The 18,285-nt window shown below is 65.2% G+C and carries 16 protein-coding genes and 1 tRNA gene; 4 read left to right on the forward strand and 13 right to left on the reverse strand.

Annotated features, from left to right (window positions below; all coding sequences use genetic code 11):
- Positions 1-84: 84 nt before the first annotated feature.
- The 12 genes from cyoD to cysS all read right to left on the reverse strand — a co-directional run bounded on the left by cyoD (position 85) and on the right by cysS (position 14,414).
- On the reverse strand, positions 85-417 hold the full coding sequence (cyoD, locus tag JMF86_RS10225; RefSeq protein ID WP_006478441.1) for a cytochrome o ubiquinol oxidase subunit IV: 333 nt from the start codon (positions 415-417) through the stop codon (positions 85-87).
- Positions 418-1,026 carry a cytochrome o ubiquinol oxidase subunit III gene (gene cyoC / locus JMF86_RS10230; protein WP_011549497.1) on the reverse strand — a complete coding sequence of 203 codons (609 nt, stop codon included), beginning with the start codon at positions 1,024-1,026 and terminating at the stop codon, positions 418-420.
- Positions 1,026-3,032 carry a cytochrome o ubiquinol oxidase subunit I gene (gene cyoB / locus JMF86_RS10235; RefSeq protein ID WP_006478439.1) on the reverse strand — a complete coding sequence of 669 codons (2,007 nt, stop codon included), beginning with the start codon at positions 3,030-3,032 and terminating at the stop codon, positions 1,026-1,028. The genes cyoC and cyoB overlap by 1 nt, the downstream gene beginning before the upstream one ends.
- A 3-nt stretch (positions 3,033-3,035) precedes the next feature.
- Complete coding sequence (gene cyoA / locus JMF86_RS10240; RefSeq protein WP_200093637.1) at positions 3,036-3,923, reverse strand: ubiquinol oxidase subunit II; 888 nt, start codon at positions 3,921-3,923, stop codon at positions 3,036-3,038.
- Positions 3,924-4,198: 275 nt separating this feature from the next.
- Positions 4,199-5,728, reverse strand: coding sequence for a NuoM family protein (locus tag JMF86_RS10245; protein WP_011549495.1), 1,530 nt, complete (start codon positions 5,726-5,728; stop codon positions 4,199-4,201).
- A 478-nt stretch (positions 5,729-6,206) separates the two neighbouring features.
- Positions 6,207-7,595 (reverse strand): hypothetical protein, encoded by a 1,389-nt coding sequence (locus tag JMF86_RS10250; protein WP_054927949.1) that lies wholly within the window; start codon positions 7,593-7,595, stop codon positions 6,207-6,209.
- 207 nt (positions 7,596-7,802) lie between these two features.
- Positions 7,803-7,896, reverse strand: a tRNA-Ser gene (locus JMF86_RS10255).
- A gap of 110 nt (positions 7,897-8,006) precedes the next feature.
- A complete protein-coding gene (locus JMF86_RS10260; RefSeq protein WP_011549493.1) occupies positions 8,007-9,260 on the reverse strand; it encodes an aspartate kinase in 1,254 nt (417 codons plus the stop codon).
- A 342-nt stretch (positions 9,261-9,602) separates the two neighbouring features.
- A complete protein-coding gene (gene tilS, locus JMF86_RS10265) occupies positions 9,603-11,024 on the reverse strand; it encodes a tRNA lysidine(34) synthetase TilS (RefSeq protein WP_200093638.1) in 1,422 nt (473 codons plus the stop codon).
- 46 nt (positions 11,025-11,070) lie between these two features.
- Positions 11,071-12,042, reverse strand: a complete 972-nt coding sequence (locus tag JMF86_RS10270) for an acetyl-CoA carboxylase carboxyltransferase subunit alpha (RefSeq protein ID WP_006478433.1) — start codon at positions 12,040-12,042, stop codon at positions 11,071-11,073.
- A 103-nt stretch (positions 12,043-12,145) separates the two neighbouring features.
- Positions 12,146-12,973, reverse strand: coding sequence for a DNA-3-methyladenine glycosylase (locus JMF86_RS10275; RefSeq protein WP_006478432.1), 828 nt, complete (start codon positions 12,971-12,973; stop codon positions 12,146-12,148).
- Positions 12,974-13,016: 43 nt separating this feature from the next.
- On the reverse strand, positions 13,017-14,414 hold the full coding sequence (cysS, locus tag JMF86_RS10280) for a cysteine--tRNA ligase (RefSeq protein WP_200093640.1): 1,398 nt from the start codon (positions 14,412-14,414) through the stop codon (positions 13,017-13,019).
- A gap of 234 nt (positions 14,415-14,648) precedes the next feature.
- On the opposite strand from cysS, the gene JMF86_RS10285 reads away from it, so the two are divergent.
- From JMF86_RS10285 to JMF86_RS10300, 4 genes are all read left to right on the forward strand, one after another.
- Complete coding sequence (locus tag JMF86_RS10285) at positions 14,649-15,371, forward strand: tetratricopeptide repeat protein (protein WP_023475929.1); 723 nt, start codon at positions 14,649-14,651, stop codon at positions 15,369-15,371.
- A gap of 39 nt (positions 15,372-15,410) precedes the next feature.
- Positions 15,411-15,986 carry a peptidylprolyl isomerase gene (locus JMF86_RS10290; protein ID WP_006478429.1) on the forward strand — a complete coding sequence of 192 codons (576 nt, stop codon included), beginning with the start codon at positions 15,411-15,413 and terminating at the stop codon, positions 15,984-15,986.
- Positions 15,987-16,074: 88 nt separating this feature from the next.
- A complete protein-coding gene (locus JMF86_RS10295; protein ID WP_006478428.1) occupies positions 16,075-16,566 on the forward strand; it encodes a peptidylprolyl isomerase in 492 nt (163 codons plus the stop codon).
- 26 nt (positions 16,567-16,592) lie between these two features.
- The gene (locus JMF86_RS10300) at positions 16,593-17,393 is read left to right on the forward strand and encodes a UDP-2,3-diacylglucosamine diphosphatase (RefSeq protein WP_006478427.1); all 801 of its coding nucleotides are present in this window, start codon (positions 16,593-16,595) and stop codon (positions 17,391-17,393) included.
- 52 nt (positions 17,394-17,445) lie between these two features.
- Here JMF86_RS10300 and cysE read toward each other — a convergent pair whose 3' ends face one another.
- A complete protein-coding gene (cysE, locus tag JMF86_RS10305) occupies positions 17,446-18,219 on the reverse strand; it encodes a serine O-acetyltransferase (protein WP_200093641.1) in 774 nt (257 codons plus the stop codon).
- Between the last annotated feature and the right edge of the window lie 66 nt (positions 18,220-18,285).

Genomic DNA, 18,285 nt, shown 5'->3' on the forward strand with positions numbered 1-18,285 from the left:
CGGAAAAAACAAAAGGCGGCACGCATGTGCCGCCTTTTCTTCATGAACGCGCAAGGATGCGAACCCGATGCGCGACGACGTCGCTCAACGCGACATCATGTTCATGCTGACGTTGTGCATCACCCACAGCGTGCCGACGATCACGATCGCGGCGGTCAGCACCGTATAGCTGAACGCCATCACGTTCCAGCGCTGGCCCGACGAGCCGTTCATGTGCAGGAAATACACGAGGTGCACGACGATCTGCACGAAGGCGAGCACGGCCAGCCCGATCAGCGACGCATGCGGCGACAGCACGCCGCCCATCACGAGGCCGAACGACGCGGCCGTGAGCAGCACCGACAGGATGAAACCGGCGACGTAGCCGCCGACACTGCCGTGCCCTTCTTCGAGTTGAGACGAATGCGAATGGGCCATTTAGATCACGCTCGCGAGATAGACAAAGGAAAACACGCAGATCCACACGATGTCGAGGAAGTGCCAGAACAGGCTCAGGCACGTCAGGCGCCGCAGGTCGCGATCGGTCAGGTCGCCGCCACGCAACACGATCTGCGCGGCCAGCACGATCATCCACAACAGGCCGGCCGTCACGTGCAACCCGTGCGTGCCGACCAGCGTGAAGAACGCCGACAGGAACGCACTGCGCTGCGGGCCCGCGCCTTCCGCGATCAGGTGCGAGAACTCGCGCAGTTCCATCGTGAGAAACGCCGCGCCGAGCACGAACGTCACCGCGAGCCATGCGAGCAGCGCGCCGCGCCGCTGCTGGTACGCCGCGAGCATCGCGAAGCCGTACGTGATGCTCGACAGCAGCAGCGCGGCGGTTTCGACCGCGACGCCCGGAATGTCGAACAGCTCTTTCGCCGTCTGCCCGCCCGCGTACTGGTGGCCGAGCACCGCGAACGTCGCGAACAGCGCCGCGAAGATCACGCAGTCGGTCATCAGATACAGCCAGAACCCGAACACCGAATGCGACGGCGGATGGTCGTCGTGTTCGAGCAGGGTTGCGCTCAAGGTTTTCTGCAACATCAGTTGGCCTCCAGTTCCACGTCGTCGACGCGCGCGGCCGTGCGCCGCGTCGGCTGCTTGTCTTCGGTCTTGCGCACCGTCGACGCAGGGATGTAATAGCCGTCGTTATCGCGCGAGCTGTAGATCACGAGCGTCGCGATGATCCCGACGAGCCCGCCGATCGCCATCCACCAGATGTGCCACACCAGCGCGAAGCCGAGCACCAGACTGAAGACCGCGATCACGAGGCCCGCGCAAGTATTCGACGGCATGTGGATGTCGCGGAACGTCGCCGGGTTCGGCCGGCCTTCACCGCGTGCCTTCATGTCCGCATACGCATCCAGCGTGCGCACTTGCGGGATCACCGCGAAGTTGTAGTCGGCCGGCGGCGACGAGGTCGCCCACTCCAGCGTGCGGCCACCCCACGGGTCGCCCGTCGTGTCGCGGTACTCGGGCAGATGGCGGTTGCGGATGCTGACCACCAGCTGCAGCAGCTGGCACGCGATGCCGATCGCGATCAGCACGGCGCCGAACGCGGCGACCAGCAGCCACGGATGCCAGGCCGGGTTGTCGTAGTGGTTCAGGCGGCGCGTCATGCCCATGAAGCCGAGCACGTAGAGCGGCACGAACGCGACGTAGAAGCCGACCTGCCAGAACCAGAACGCGGCCTTGCCGAGCTTCTCGTTCAGCTTGAAGCCGAACGCCTTCGGGAACCAGTAGTTGAAGCCCGCCAGATAGCCGAACAGCACACCGCCGATGATCACGTTGTGGAAGTGCGCGATCAGGAACAGGCTGTTGTGCAGCACGAAGTCCGCGCCCGGAATCGCCATCATCACGCCGGTCATGCCGCCGAGCGTGAACGTGACCATGAAGCCGATCGTCCACAGCACGGGCGTCGTGAATTCGATCCGGCCGCGGTACATCGTGAACAGCCAGTTGAACACCTTCACGCCGGTCGGAATCGCGATGATCATCGTCATGATCCCGAAGAACGCATTCACGTTCGCGCCCGAGCCCATCGTGAAGAAGTGATGCAGCCACACGAGGAACGACAGCACCATGATCGCGCAGGTCGCGTACACCATCGTCTTGTAGCCGAACAGCGGCTTCTTCGCGAACGTCGCGATGACTTCCGAGAAGATCCCGAACGCCGGCAGGATCAGGATGTACACCTCCGGATGGCCCCACGCCCAGATCAGGTTCAGGTACAGCATCGCATTGCCGCCGGCATCGTTCGTGAAGAAGTGCATGCCGAGGTAACGGTCGAGGCCGAGCAGCGCGAGCGTCGCGGTCAGGATCGGGAACGACGCCATGATCAGCACGTTCGTGCACAGGGCCGTCCACGTGAACACGGGCATCTTCATCAGCGTCATGCCCGGCGCGCGCATCTTGATGATCGTCACGAAGAAGTTCACGCCGGTCAGCAGCGTGCCGACGCCCGAGATCTGCAGCGCCCACAGGTAGTAGTCGACCCCTACCCCCGGACTGAACTGCAGCTCCGACAGCGGCGGGTACGCGAGCCAGCCCGTCTGCGCGAATTCGCCGATCACGAGCGACAGGTTGATCAGGATCGCGCTGACCGCCGTCATCCAGAACGACAGCGAGTTGATGAACGGGAACGCGACGTCGCGCGCGCCGATCTGCAGCGGCACGACCAGGTTCATCAGGCCGACCATGAACACCATCGCCATGAAGAAGATCATGATCACGCCGTGCGCCGTGAAGATCTGGTCATAGTGGTGCGGCGGCAGGTAGCCGGGCGCGTTGTACGCGAGCGCGAGTTGCATGCGCATCATGATCGCGTCGGCGAAGCCGCGCAGCAGCATGATCAGCGCGACGATGATGTACATCACGCCGAGTCTCTTGTGGTCGACCGTGGTCAGCCATTCCGTCCACAGCCATTTCCAGCGGCCGGTGATCGTCAGCGCGGCGAGAATGCCCAGCACGACCAGACCCATGAAGGCGCCGGCCCCCATGATGATGGGCTGATCGAACGGGATCGCCGAGAGTGTGAGTTTGCCGAACATGCGTTACCCCTTCGTGCCGCAGGCGGCGTCCTTCAGGTCGAGGACGTGGCCATCGTTGTATTTCGCGATGATGTTGTGGAAGAGCCGCGGATCGACCGACGAGAAATAGCGCACCGGCGCCTTCTCGCTCGGCTGCGCGACGCCGCCGTACATAGTCGCGTCGAGCCGGTCCGGCGACGCCTTCACCTTCTGCACCCACGCATCGAACTGCTCGCGCGGCTCGGCGAGCGTGCGGAACTTCATGTCGGAGAAACCGCGGCCGCTGAAGTTGGCGGACGTGCCCGCGTAGTTGCCGGGCTCGTCGGCGATCAGGTGCAGGCGCGTCTGCATGCCGGCCATCGCGTAGACCTGGCCGCCGAGCTGCGGGATGAAGAACGAGTTCATCACCGAATCCGACGTGATGCGGAAGTTCACCGGCGTGCCGACCGGAATCGCGAGCTGGTTCACCGACGCGATACCGAGTTCCGGATAGATGAACAGCCACTTCCAGTCGAGCGCGACCACTTCCACGTCGATCGGCTTCACCGCCGATTCGAGCGGCTTGTACGGATCGAGCTCGTGCGTGGTCTTCCACGTGAGCACGCCGAGGAACAGGATGATCAGCGTCGGCACCGTCCAGATCACGACCTCGATCGCGGTCGAGTGCGACCAGTGCGGCGCGTAGGCGGCGTTGCGGTTCGACGCGCGGTAACGCCACGCGAACCATAGCGTGAGCAGGATCACCGGCACGACGACGATCAGCATCGCCCAGGTGGACGTCGCGATCAGCGCCTTTTCAGCCGCACCCACGCTTCCTTTCGGATTTAGTACATCTAAATTACAACCTGACAGGCTCAGCGCCGTGCCCATGGCCATCAGCGCCGACCAGCCTCTTGAAGCTCTTCTTTTCATCACACAGCCCCGCGGGTCATTGAATCCGTTTGCGTATGCCCGATGCGCATTCGATTCACGAAATTGGCCGAATCATACGTCGCGCGAGTGCGATGAAAAACCGGTGCAGGCGGCAAATCATCATTGCAAAATCTGCCGTGAGTCACATTGTCGCGGGGCAATTTCACGCAGCCGGAAGCGGGCCCGGCACGCCCCGTGCCGAGCCTCGATCGATGCGTGCGCAACGATACCTGCCGCGCGAATGCGGCTCGCCTGCGCGGCGCGGTGTGCCGGGATCAGTCGTGCGTCGACGCCATGTACGACGGCAGCGCCGGCGCGGGGCCATCCCCTGCCGGCACCTTCGAATGGCTCGCTTCCTGGATCAGCTTGCCGACGGTCGGATCGATCGCATCGGTGAACGGCTTCGGATCGATGCCGACCGCGAGCACGATCAGCGCGAGCGACGCGAACATCACGATCTCGCGACGATTCAGGTCGGCGAGCTTCGCGATCCGCTGGCTCGCGACCTTGCCGAACACGACGCGCTTGAGCATCCACAGCGTGTACGACGCGCTGAGGATCAGCGTGAGCGCCGCGATCGCACCGATCCAGAAGTTGAAGCGGATCGCGCCCATGATCACCATGAACTCGCCGACGAACCCCGACGTGCCCGGCAGACCGACGTTGGCCATCGCGAACAGCAGCGTGAAGGTCGCGAAACGCGGCATCACACCCGCCACGCCGCCGTACGCGGCGATCTCGCGCTGCCTGGTGCGATCCACGAGCACGTTCACGCACAACAGCATCGCGCCCGCCACGAAGCCGTACGACACGAGTTGCACGATCGCGCCTTCGACGCCGATCCGGTTGAACAGGAACAGCCCGAGCGTGACGATTCCCATGTGCGCGACCGTCGAATACGCGAGCAGCTTGCCGAGATCGGTCTGCGCGAGCGCGATCAGGCTCGCGTAGACGATCGCGAACAGCGACAGCGCGATCACGGCCGGCGCGAAGAAGTGGCTCGCGTCCGGCGTGATCGGCAGCGCGAAGCGCAGGAACCCGTAACCGCCGAGCTTGAGCATCGCGAGCATCAGCGCGGCACCCGTCGGGCCGTCCGTGTACACGTCGCTCAGCCACGTGTGGACCGGCCACATCGGCACCTTGACCGCGAACGCCGCGAAGAAGCCGAGGAACACCAGCAACTGCGGCGCGAAGCCGAGCTGCAGCGTGCGCCAAACGGCCATGTCGAACGTATGCGACTGCGCGTACAGGTACAGCATCGCCATCAGCAACAACAGCGAGCCGGCGAACGAGATGAAGAAGAACTTCACGGCCGCATACACGCGTCGCTCGCGCCCCCACGTACCGATCAGCAGGTACAGCGGGATCAGCGTCGCCTCGAAGAAGATGAAGAACAGCAGCCCGTCCTGCGCGACGAATACGCCGACCATCAGCCCCGACAGGATCAGGAACGACGCGTAGTACTGCGCGACGCGCACCGTGACCGACTCCCACGACGCCACCACCACCACGAGCGTCGTGAATGCGGTCAGCACGACGAGCCACAGCGACGCGCCGTCGATGCCGACCCGCCAGCCGGCATTGAATGCCGCCAGCCAGTCGCGTCTTTCGACGAACTGCATCGCCGCCGAATGCGCGTCGAAACCAGCGATCAGCGGCACGACGGCCGCCAGCCCGGCGATCGCGCCGACCAGCGCGATCAGTCGTATCCGGCGTGAATGCTGGTCGGAACCGGCGCGCAGCAGCCCCGCGCCGAACAGTATCGGAACCCAGATGGCCAGGCTCAGGAAGGGGAAATCATGCATGTCAACAACGCCTTGAGGAGGTCGCGCCCTGCATCGGGGACAGGCGCAACGAAAGGAACGAAATCAAATCGACAGGTAGATTTCGTGAATCGCCAATGTTGGCAAAATGTAAAGCGGCATCACCGGAAAAGTTGATGCCGCTCAAATGCGATCGGGTTAACCAGCATAAAACGATTGAATATTTTCTGCAGCGCAGCAGAACATCAATTTTGCGTGCCCGCGTAGCCTACTGATTTTTATGAGTAATTTTTCGTATTGCTCGATGCCGCGTGCGACAGAAATCGACGCAGCGCCGCATTTTTGATGTCAACCGGTCATTTCGGAGGGCCGGAACGACATGCTCAGCGTTCCCCAGTACCGCGGTCGCGTGGCCTCTCCTATCTTACAGAAATACTTTCATTTTTATTTCATTCGATCTCATGCGGCGCATACCGCAGATCGAGTTACCCTCGCGCACCACCTCTCACGCGAGCGGCCATTAGCGCAGGTGACTCAAGCGATCCCATACGCGCATCGTCACCGCACGATAGTGGTCGTGCTGGGCGGGGAAATGGACGAAGCGGCTGTCGCGCGTCGCATAGACCGGGGACGACGCGAGCGTCGTCGCATCGACGATATGGCGCGCGTCGATCATGCCGGACTCAAGCAACTCCACATAGATCGCCTGCTGGTCGCCACCACTCGCATAGACCGACGAGCGATCGTCGAACCGCTCGATGCGCGCGCAGATGCGTTCGACCAGCTCACGCATCGGCGCCACGTTGCGCACGCCAATCATGCACGAGTTGATCGCCCACGCCGTGTGATCGGTCCCGATCACGAAGTCGCGCCCCTCGATCGTGCCATCGATGCGCTGGCGCTGGTCGATCGCGAGGATGTCCGCATCGACCCAGAACACGAACGCGTGATGCGGCAGATGTTCGCGAATCAGATGCAGCTTCGCCCAGTTCGCGTCGATGCCGTCCGGCAGGAAAGCGGGCGCGGCGCGATACGTGTGGTACGCATAGCCGTGTCGCGTGCAGTAGCGGACGAAATTCTCCTCGTGCAGGTCGCCATAGCCCGCGATATGCGACGTATGCAGGCTCACGAACGCGATCGGCGCATGCGGATTCACATGCCGCTCTGCTTCGCGCGGTCGCTGCTGCGCGGCGCACCAGTCGTCCATCGCGCGCGGACAGTCGCCGCGCTGGTACCGTTCGGCATCGTCGACGAGCGCCGTCACGTAACGGAAGTCGTAATCGGGCACCGGCGCCCAGAAGCCGTTCACGTCTCGCCACTCGGGTGCCTGGTGCGCCACGAGCGGTCGCGCGCCGGCGATCGAATCGATCGAGACGCCGTCGCTCCAGACCGTCTGGGCCGACGCGAAATGGCCGTTCGCAAGCGGTACGTCGAACGGTAGCGGTGGAAAGTGCGCTGCCAGCAGCGTCGCCTCGCACGCGTGCTGCCGCTCCGGAAGATGCATCGCCCACTTGCCCAGTTCGAGCGCCAGCCGGCGCAACTGCTCGCGTACGTCGGGCACGTTGCGGAAGATCATGCCGCTCGCGGCGGGCAACGCCGATTTCGACGTCTGCGTCGTGACGATCGCGTCGTAACCGTGCGCGACATCCGTCAGCGCATGCGGATCGAACACGACGGAGAACGGGTCGAGCACGAGCAGCAACGCACCGTGCTCCATCGCAACGAGTTGCGCGATGATCGCGTGGTACTTGTACAGCACCTGCTGGCGCTCGCCATACACGTGCATGCCGTCGGCCATTGCATGCCGGTAGCCGTGCAGATGCGCGTAACGTGCGTGGTTGTCGATCAATCCGTCGACAGGTCGATGAGACAGGACGGTCAGAACGGAATGCGGGGTTGCCACGAGCATCACCTCGAGTCGCGCGGAACGATACGCGATATGTAGCGCATGACCGCCACTCCCGTCGAGCACCCATTGCCCGCATGACGTATCGACGATGCGCGCCCGAGGACGAAACTCGACGGCATCGATGCTTGGCGCACGACACCACACGGTGGGCCGGAAAAAGAAAAAGCCCCGCAAGTCCGAGAACTTGCGGGGCTTTGTCACCGCTTTTGGCGGAGACGGAGGGATTCGAACCCTCGATCCAGGTTTTGGCCCAGATGCTCCCTTAGCAGGGGAGTGCCTTCGACCTCTCGGCCACGTCTCCCAAACTTTCGCTCGCACCAGGGAGGCAGTGCGACGAGAACGAGATAATATAGGGTTTCGAACCGTACGTCAATTTCCGTGATGCATTTTCTTCAATGCATCACGGAAAATTCACGACGCCTGGTCGAGTTCGAATACCTTGTGCAGCGCGCGGACGGCCAGCTCCATGTATTTCTCGTCGATCAGCACCGAAATCTTGATTTCGGACGTCGAGATCATCTGGATGTTGATGCCCTCTTCCGACAGCGTGCGGAACATCTTGCTCGCGACGCCCACGTGCGAACGCATGCCGACGCCGACGACCGACACCTTCGACACCTTCGGGTCGCCCTGCACGCGCTCGGCGCTCACATGGCCCTGCACCTGGTTGGTGAGGATGTCCATCGCCTTCTGGTAGTCGCCGCGGCCGACCGTGAACGTGAAGTCGGTCTTGCCTTCGACGCTCTGGTTCTGGATGATCATGTCGACGTCGACGTTCGCATCGGCCACCGGGCCGAGGATCTGATATGCGATGCCCGGCTTGTCGGGCACGCCCATCACAGCAATGCGTGCTTCGTCGCGCTGGAACGCGATGCCGGAAATGACTGCCTTTTCCATGGTCTCGTCTTCTTCAAAAGTAATCAGGGTGCCCGAGCGCATTTCTTCGTCGAGCGCAATCAGCGGATCGGTCAGGCTCGACAGCACACGCGTCTTCACCTGGTATTTGCCGGCGAATTCGACCGAGCGGATCTGCAGGACCTTCGAGCCGAGGCTGGCCATTTCCAGCATCTCCTCGAACGTCACGCGGTCGAGGCGGCGCGCCTCTTCGACGACTCGCGGATCGGTCGTGTAGACGCCATCGACGTCGGTATAGATCAGGCACTCTTCGGCACCCAGCGCAGCCGCCACCGCCACCGCCGACGTGTCCGAGCCGCCCCGGCCCAGCGTCGTGATGTGGCCGTCCGGATCGACGCCCTGGAAGCCCGTGATGATCACGACCTTGCCTGCGTTCAGATCGTCCTTCACACGCTCGTCGTCGATCGAGTGAATACGTGCTTTCGTAAACGCGCTGTCCGTCTTGATCGGCACTTGCCAGCCGGCATAGCTCACGGCCTCGACGCCGATTTCCTGCAGCGCGATCGACAGCAGGCCGACGCTGACCTGCTCGCCGGTCGACGCGATCATGTCGAGCTCACGCGGGCTCGGCTGGCTCGAAATCTCTTTCGCAAGACCGAGCAGACGGTTGGTTTCGCCGGACATCGCCGAAGGCACGACCACCATCTGGTGCCCGGCCTGATGCCATTTTGCGACGCGTTTCGCGACGTTCTTGATGCGCTCGACCGAGCCCATCGAAGTGCCGCCGTATTTGTGTACGATGAGTGCCATTGTCGTTCTGAACTGGAGGAGAAACCGCACGGGCGCGCTGGGCAGGCCGCGTAGCCGTTCGGTCACGCGGCTTGTGGCTGTGGACGGACGACGAGGGGGACGGCTGGGACGCAACACGCAAGCGTGGCGGATTTTGCCCGGAAGGCCGATCAGGCCGCGCAAACCGGGTACGTCACGCGGAAAACCTGCACAAAACGCTCAAAAATCGAGCCGAGCAAACGACCGAGCGTACCCGATAGAAGCCCGCTTGACAAGCCGCGCGCCGTGTCGGCGGCCGTTCCGGCGCTGTTTACCAAATGGTGAAAATGGGCCCGCCATCGCGCGTTCGACCGCCTGCCGCTGCTAGGCGATCAGCAAATCGGGGCGCCATTCGATCCGGCGCCATGCCGCGTCACCGGGCGCCGCGTCGGCCGGCTCGCCGATGTCGCGATTGACGCCCAGTCGCGGCACGTAGATCAGCCGGTCACCCGCGAACAACAGCGGCACGTCGCGTTGCCAGGCCGGCACCCCGCGCTCCTGGAACAGGTTCTTCAGCGTCCGGCCCGGCCCGCCCGGCGACGTGCGCATCCGTTCGCCGCCGGCACGGGCGCGCGCCGCCAGCCGGGTACCGCGCAGCAGCGCCTCGGGCACCGCGTCGGCGCTGCCCGCGTCGGCGGGCGCGAACACGAACGTGCCGCGCCATCCCGGCAGATGCCACACTTCCTGCCCGTCCCACGCGAGTGCCGCCTCCGGCTGCGGCGTCCCCGTGCCGTCGTCGGCCGGCTCGCTGCTGTCGCCCGCCTCCCAGTACACGACATCGCGATAGAGCCGCAGGCACTGCCCCGCGTGATCGACACGCAGCGCATGCGCGTCGTGCGCCGCGCGCAGTTGCCGCATCATGTTGGCCAGACGGGCAGCCGACGCGCCCGGCAAACCGAGCCGGCGCATCCAGAAGCGCAGCAGGTTCGCGCCGCGCGTGTCGTCGAATCCGACCAGTGCGTCGCGCGACAGCGCCCGACCGTCATCGCGCGCGGCGACGGCGAAATCGAGCTCGGCCAGATCGTCGAGCAGCCGCTGAGCGGCGGCCGCATGCTGGGCCGCGCGGCCGAGCGCGTCGCGAAAGCCCGGGAAATGCACGGCCAGCGCCGGCAGCACGTCGACGCGCAGCGCATTGCGCGCATAGCGCGTATCGCCGTTCGATTCGTCGTCGATCCACGCGAGCGCGTGCTGCTCCGCATAGCGCTCGAGTTGTGCGCGCAACAGTCGCAGCAATGGACGTACACGCTCGATGCTCACGCCGTCGGGGCGATAACGCGGCGCCATCGCGGCGAGCCCCGCGATTCCCGCGCCGCGCAACAGTTGCAGCAGCACCGTTTCCGCCTGGTCGTCCGCATGTTGCGCGAGCCACAGCGCCGCCACGCCATGGCGTTCGCCCATCTCGTCGAGCGCCGTGTAGCGACGCTCGCGCGCGGTCGCCTCGATGCCGAGCCCGCTGTCGCGCGGCACGTCGACGCGCATCGATTCGAATGCGACACCGAGCCGCGCCGCTTGCCCTTCGGCATGCGCGACCCATGCGTCGGCGTTCGCGCTCAGGCCGTGATGCACGTGCAGCGCGACGCAGCGCGACGCGCCCGCGACGCGCACGGCCGCATCGAGCAGCACGGTCGAATCGAGGCCGCCGCTGTAGGCGATCGCGATGCGCGCCTGCGGCGGCAGACCAGAAAGCGCAACGCCGACCGCGTCGAGGACGACGCGATCGGCGGAGAATTCGGTGGGTGGGATCACGAGCGAGACGCGCGTGCAGCCGCACGCGCCGTGAATACACGGCCGGTCATGCGCCGGGCGTGGTTTCCTTGAACTTGCCGTAGGCCATCAGGCGCTCGAAGCGGCGCTCGCGCAGCGCATCGATGCTCATGCCCTGGAACTGGCGCAGCGAATCGGCCAGCGCGCGACGCAGCAACGCGGCCATGCCCTTCGGATCGCGATGCGCGCCGCCGAGCGGCTCGTTGATGATCTTGTCGATCAGGCCGAGCGCCTTCAGGCGATGCGCGGTCAGGCCCAGCGCTTCCGCGGCTTCCGGCGCCTTCGCTGCGCTCTTCCACAGGATCGACGCGCAGCCTTCCGGCGAGATCACCGAGTAGGTCGAGAACTGCAGCATCATCACGGTGTCGGCCACGGCGATCGCCAGCGCACCGCCCGAACCGCCCTCGCCGATCACCGTCGTGATGATCGGCGTCTTCAGCTCGGCCATCACGTACAGGTTGCGACCGATCGCCTCCGACTGGCCGCGCTCTTCCGCGCCGATGCCCGGGTACGCGCCCGGCGTGTCGACGAACGTGAAGATCGGCAGCCCGAACTTCTCGGCGAGACGCATCAGGCGTTCGGCCTTGCGATAGCCTTCCGGACGCGGCATCCCGAAGTTGCGCGCGGCGCGCTCCTTCGTGTCGCGGCCCTTCTGGTGACCGATCACCATGCACGGATGGCCGCCGAAGCGCGCGAGACCGCCGACGATCGACAGGTCGTCCGCGAACGCGCGGTCGCCATGCAGCTCGTGAAAATCGGTAAACAGTTCCGCGACGTAGTCGAGCGTGTACGGCCGCTGCGGGTGCCGCGCGATCTGCGAAACCTGCCACGGCGACAGGTTCGCGTAGAGGTCTTTCGTCAGTTGCTGGCTTTTCTTCGACAGCCGCTCGATTTCTTCCGAAATATCGACAGCCGAGTCGTCCTGCACGAATCGCAGCTCTTCGATCTTGGCCTCGAGTTCGGCGATCGGCTGTTCGAAATCCAGAAACGTGGTCTTCATGTGTTCGAATCCTTGGGTCTTGCGGCAGCGCGTATTCTACCCGCGCGGGCGACGCTCAAAACCGGCTCTCAACTATTGATGTTTAAAACCCGATAGCCGACGCTCAGGCGTCGGCGTCGGGCGCATCGAGGCTGCGCCACATGTACCAGGTCGCGACGGTGCGCCACGGCTCCCAGTTGGCCGCGACCTCGCGCGCCTCGCTGCGCGTGACGGGTTCGCCGCTGAAGTAATTGACGCTGATCGCACGGATCAGGCCCGGGTCGTCGAGCGGCAGCACGTCCGGCCGCGACAGGTTGAAAATCAGGAACATCTCGGCCGTCCAGCGGCTGATGCCGCGGATCTGCGTGAGTTCCGCGATCACGTCCTCGTCGTCCATCGACGTCCATTTGTCGACGTGCAGCGCCCCCGACACGAAATGCTGCGCGAGATCGAGGATGTATTCCGTCTTGCGTTTCGACAACCCGCACGCGATCAGCTTGTCCGCGCCGAGCCGGATCACCGGTTGCGGCGCGAGTTTCGGGCAGGCATCCTCGATGCGCGCCCACAGCGACTGGGCGGACGGCACCGAAATCTGCTGGCCGACGACCGAGCGCGCGAGCGTGACGAACGGGTCGCCGCGCTTCACCAGATGCGCGGGGCCGAACTTCGGAATCAGCTTCTTCAGAATCCGGTCGCGCTTGACGAGGTCAGCGCACGCCTTGTCCCAATAGGCGGGACGCACGACGCCCTCCTCGCCGTCCGCTTCGGACGCACGTATCTTGCGGGCCGCGTCGGCGGCCGGCTGCGCGGCCGCCGGCTGCGCATGACCGTTCAGCGCGCCGTTCGGCACGGCGCGCGTCGCGTCCGCCTTCGCCGCCGGTACGCGCTTGGCTGCCGGACGCGCGGCGACCGGGGTCGCACGCCTGACCGGCGCTTTTCTGGCCGTTGCCATCTTGCCTCCTACCTGACGGATCGGTCAGTGGAACGCGCTGCGCTCATACGCGACGCCATTCGGTCGATCCGCCCGGTTTGTCTTCAAGTGCGATGCCGGCTTCGAGCAATTCCGCCCGGATCCGGTCCGCTTCGGCATAGTCCTTCGCTTGCTTCGCCGCGACGCGCGCGGCGATCTGCGCTTCGATCTCGTCGGCCGCGAGCCCGCCCGCCTGCGCGGCGCCGGACGCCTGCTGCAGGAACGCGCGCGGTTCGCGGCCCAGCAGGCCGAGCAGGCCCGCCAGCTGTTTCAGTTGCCGTGCGAGCGAGGCATCGCGCGTGCGGTTGACCTCACCCGCCAGCTCGAACAGCGTCGCCACCGCGACCGGCGTGTTGAAATCGTCGTTCATCGCCGCCGCGAAACGTTGCGCGTGCGGCTCGTTCCAGTCGAGCACGAGCGTGTCGGGCTCGACGTCCTTCAGCGCGATGTACAGGCGCGTGAGCGACGCGCGCGCATCGTCGAGATGCACGTCGCTGTAATTGAGCGGCGAACGGTAGTGCGTGCGCACGATGAAGAAGCGCACGACTTCCGCGTCGTAACGCTCGAGCACCTCGCGGATCGTGAAGAAGTTGCCGAGCGATTTCGACATCTTCTCGTTGTCGACCTGCACGAAGCCGTTGTGCATCCAGTAGTTGACGAACGTCTCGCCGGTCGCGCCTTCGCTCTGCGCGATCTCGTTCTCGTGGTGCGGGAATTGCAGGTCCTGCCCGCCGCCGTGGATGTCGAAATGATTGCCGAGCAGCGAGCAGCCCATCGCCGAGCACTCGATGTGCCAGCCCGGGCGGCCCATCCCATACTTCGACGCCCACGACGCGCCTTCCGGCTCGTCCGCCTTCGCGCGCTTCCACAGCACGAAGTCGAGCGGGTCCTGCTTCGCATCGTTCGCGGCGACGCGCTCGCCCGCGCGGAGAGCGTCGAGCGACTTGCCCGACAGCTTCCCGTAGTCTGCGAACTTGCGCACCGAGTAATTGACGTCGCCGTCGGCCGCCTGATACGCGTAGCCGTTCGTCTCGAGCGTCTCGATCATGCCGAGCATCTGCGGGATGAACTGCGTCGCGCGCGGCTCGACGTCGGGCCGCTGGATGCCGAGCGCGGTTTCATCCTCGTGCATCGCACCGATGAAGCGGTCGGTCAGCGACTTGATCGTCTCGCCGTTCTCGACCGCGCGACGGATGATCTTGTCGTCGATGTCGGTGATGTTGCGCACGTACGTGACCCGATAGCCGATCGCACGCAGCCAGCGCTGGACGAGGTCGAACACGACCAGCATGCGCGCGTGGCCCACGTGACAATAGTCGTAGACGGTGATCCCGCATACGTACATCCGCACTTCGCCGGGCTGGCGCGGCACGAAAACTTGCTTGTCACGCGCGAGCGTGTTGTAGATGCGCAGTGATTCCATAGAGATGAACCGTGAGCCGAAGGAAACCGCCCTGGCGAAGCTCGCCCAGCATGTGAAACGGACGGACCATCTGCTGCGGCGCCAGGCCGCGCGTCCTCGATATCACATGGGGCGGTCAGGCTGCAAGCACAGCGGTGACGGCCACGAGAGGCTAAGAAAGACTGTCTGCCGCTCGCCGGAACGCGCAGACGTTTTGTTAGAATGGCTCGGAGTATAACATTCCGATTTACGCCTATGAAACCTCATCGCGGCCGCGCGCCGAGCGCTGCGACCCTCGTTGCGACCACCGTCATGGGCGTCGCGCTGACGCTTTTCGCGGCTCCCGCGGCGCATGCGCAAAAGGCCCCGGCGGTCGCCGACGGCACTCCCGAAATCGACGCGTCGATCGCCGGCAAGCAGTGGCAGCAGGCGCTCGCGCAGCTCGACGCGCGCATCGCGTCGAACCCGCACGACGTGCAGGCGCAGTTCAAGCGCGGTACCGTGCTGGCCCGCCTGAACCGCGACGACGACGCGATCCAGCAGTTCGTCGCGATCACGCAGGCGTACCCCGAACTGCCCGAGCCGTACAACAACCTCGCGGCGCTCTACGCGAAGCACGGCCGCTATGACGAGGCGCGCACCGCGCTCGTCACCGCGACGCAATCGAACCCGGGCTACTCGCTCGCGTACGAGAACCTCGGCGATCTCTACCTGCGTCTCGCGGCCGAGTCGTACAAGCGCGCGCAATCGCTCGGCCGCACGAGCGGCGCGACCGCGCAGCGCCTCGCCGATCTGCAGAAGATCGTGTCGCCGTCGAAAGCCGCGCCGAACGCCCGCGCGACGTCGCCGGCCACGCGCGACTACACCGACCGCGCCGCCGCGAACGTGAGCACCACCACGCTGCCGATGTCGCCGACGTTCCAGTTCAGCGGTCCGTCGGGCGCACTGGCGGCACCGTACGTCGCGCCGTCGCAATAAGCGGCGCGGCCTTCCTTCCCTCCCAACCTGAGGATCGCAATGAAACGTCTGTTGCTGGCGCTTGGCGGCGCCGCCCTTCTCGCGACCGCGCCCGCGTTCGCGCAAACGGCCACCGCGCACCCCGTCGTGCAGCTGAAGACCTCGCAGGGCGACATCCGCGTCGAGCTCTATCCGGAGAAGGCGCCGAAATCCGTCGCCAACTTCCTCGATTACGTGAAGGCCGGCCAGTACAACGGCACGATCTTCCATCGCGTGATCAAGGGCTTCATGATCCAGGGCGGCGGCTACAAGACCAACTTCGAGGAAAAGCCGACCCGCGCGCCGATCCCGCTGGAAAGCCGCAATGGTCTGAAGAACCTGACGGGCACGATCGCGATGGCGCGCACGAGCGATCCGAATTCGGCCACCGCGCAGTTCTTCATCAATACGGTCGACAACGGCGGCCTCGACTATCCGAACCCGGACGGCAACGGCTATGCGGTGTTCGGCAAGGTCGTGTCCGGCCTCGACGTCGTGAAGAAGATCGAAGGCGTGGCGACGACCTCGCGCGGCCCGATGCAGGACGTACCGGCGCAACCGGTCGTGATCGAATCGGCGAGCATCGTCTCGAAGTAAGCACCTGCCGGCACGTCCGGCGCCACACGCGGCCGCGTCGTACGACCGGCCGCGTGCCATTTAAACCGCCTCACCGAAGGAATTCATCATGGTTGAACTGCATACGAACCACGGCGTGATCAAGCTCGAACTCGACGCCGCGAAGGCACCGAAGACGGTCGAGAACTTCCTGAACTACGTGAAGAAGGGCCATTACGACGGCACCGTGTTCCATCGCGTGATCAACGGCTTCATGATCCAGGGCGGCGGCTTCGAGCCGGGCCTGAAGCAGAAGCCGACCGACGCGCCGATCGACAACGAAGCGAACAACGGCCTGAAGAACGACAACTACACGGTCGCGATGGCACGCACGAACGATCCGCACTCGGCGACCGCCCAGTTCTTCATCAACGTGAACGACAACGACTTCCTGAACCACTCGTCGCCGACGCCGCAGGGCTGGGGCTACGCAGTGTTCGGCAAGGTCGTCGAAGGCCAGGACGTGGTCGACAAGATCAAGGGCGTCAAGACGGGCAACGCGGGCTTCCATCAGGACGTGCCGACCGACGACGTCGTGATCGAAAAGGCCGTGGTGGTCTGACGCATAGTCGTTACGGAGGCACTTCGATGTTGCAGGAGAGTCCGCCGCGAAGCGTCTCCGCGGGCGTGCCGGGCGAGCGCGAGTACGCGCAAGCCGCACGCCCGTTCCTGTTTCTCTCCGATCTGCACCTGAGCGAGGCGATTCCGAAGACGGTCGCCGCGTTCGAGCATTTCGTGAAATACACCGCCGACAGCGCCGACTCGGTGTTCATCCTCGGCGACCTGTTCGAATACTGGATCGGCGACGACATCCTCGACGACGATCCGTTCGCCGCGCGCATGGCCGCGCTGATGCACACGTTCTCGGAACGCGGCATCGCGCTCTACGTGATGCACGGCAACCGTGATTTCCTGCTCGGCCGGCGCTTCATGAAGGCGGCCGGCGCGATGCTGCTGCCCGACCCTTCGCTGATCATGGCGTTCGGCCAGCGCATCGTGCTCGCGCACGGTGACGCGCAATGCACGGCCGACCGCGGCTACCAGGTGTTCCGGCGCTTCGCGCGCAATCGCGTCGCGCAATGGCTGTTTCTCGCCTGGCCGTTCCGCTGGCGCCGCGCGCTCGCGCAGCGCATGCGCTCGAACAGCGAAGCGGGCCGGATGCGCCCGGCTTCGGCCATCTACGACGTCACGCGGGATGGCGTGGCCGCGCTGTTCCGGAAAAGCCGCGCGAGCGTGATCATTCACGGCCACACGCACCGCCCCGCGCGCCACGCGGAACCGGGCGGAATCCGCTGGGTGCTGCCCGACTGGGATCTCGATCACGGCACGCCGCGCGGCGGCTACCTGCGCGTCGACGCGGAAGGCATCCACGCGATGCCGCTCGACTGACGCCGGCGCTGCCGTCGCACTGACCGGCAGCGATCAGCGCCCATCGCGTGGGTTACGTCTGGCGTTCCACCGTCTTGCCTTCCAGCACCGCTGACAGCCTGCGCAGGTCGAGGCGTGCCGCGTCGGCGCCCTGCAGCGTTTCCAGATGCGTGCCGAGCCGCTCGAGCGCCGCGACGATCTCGTCGACGCGGCGGCTTTCCTTCGCCGCGTGATCGATCAGCCCGTGAATCGCGAGCGACATCGGATCGTCGGCGTTCGGCGTGATCCCGTACGCGCTGAATGCCGCGCGCTCGGTCTGCGGCTTCGGCTGCGCCGGCATCACGATGCGTGCCGGGTTGCCGACCGCGGTGCCGCCGGCCGGCACGGGCTTGACGACTACCGCGTTCGAGCCGATCTTCGCGCCCGCACCGACAGTGAAACCGCCGAGCACCTTCGCGCCGGCGCCGACGATCACGCCGGCCTCGAGCGTCGGGTGGCGCTTCGCGCCGCGTGTGAGCGACGTGCCGCCCAGCGTCACGCCCTGATAGATCGTGCAGTCGTCGCCGATGACCGCCGTCTCGCCGATCACGACGCCCATGCCGTGATCGATGAACACGCGCCGGCCGATCGTCGCGCCGGGGTGAATCTCGATGCCGGTCAGGAACCGGCCGGCCTGCGACACGAACCGCGCGAGCCAGTAGCGCTTCGCGCGCCAGCATGCGTGCGCGAAACGGTGCAGCACGAGCGCATGCAGCCCCGGATAACAGGTCAGCACTTCCCACGCACTGCGAGCGGCGGGATCCCGCTCGCGAATCGTTGCGATGTCTTCGCGCAGTCTCGTGAACATGATGTGATCTGGGAAAAGGCCGGCGCGCATCGCCGGCAATGCCGGCCGTTATCGCGCCGGGTAATT

Source organism: Burkholderia sp. E168m15 (assembly GCF_016586105.1).
Taxonomy (GTDB): Bacteria; Pseudomonadota; Gammaproteobacteria; order Burkholderiales; family Burkholderiaceae; genus Burkholderia; species Burkholderia orbicola.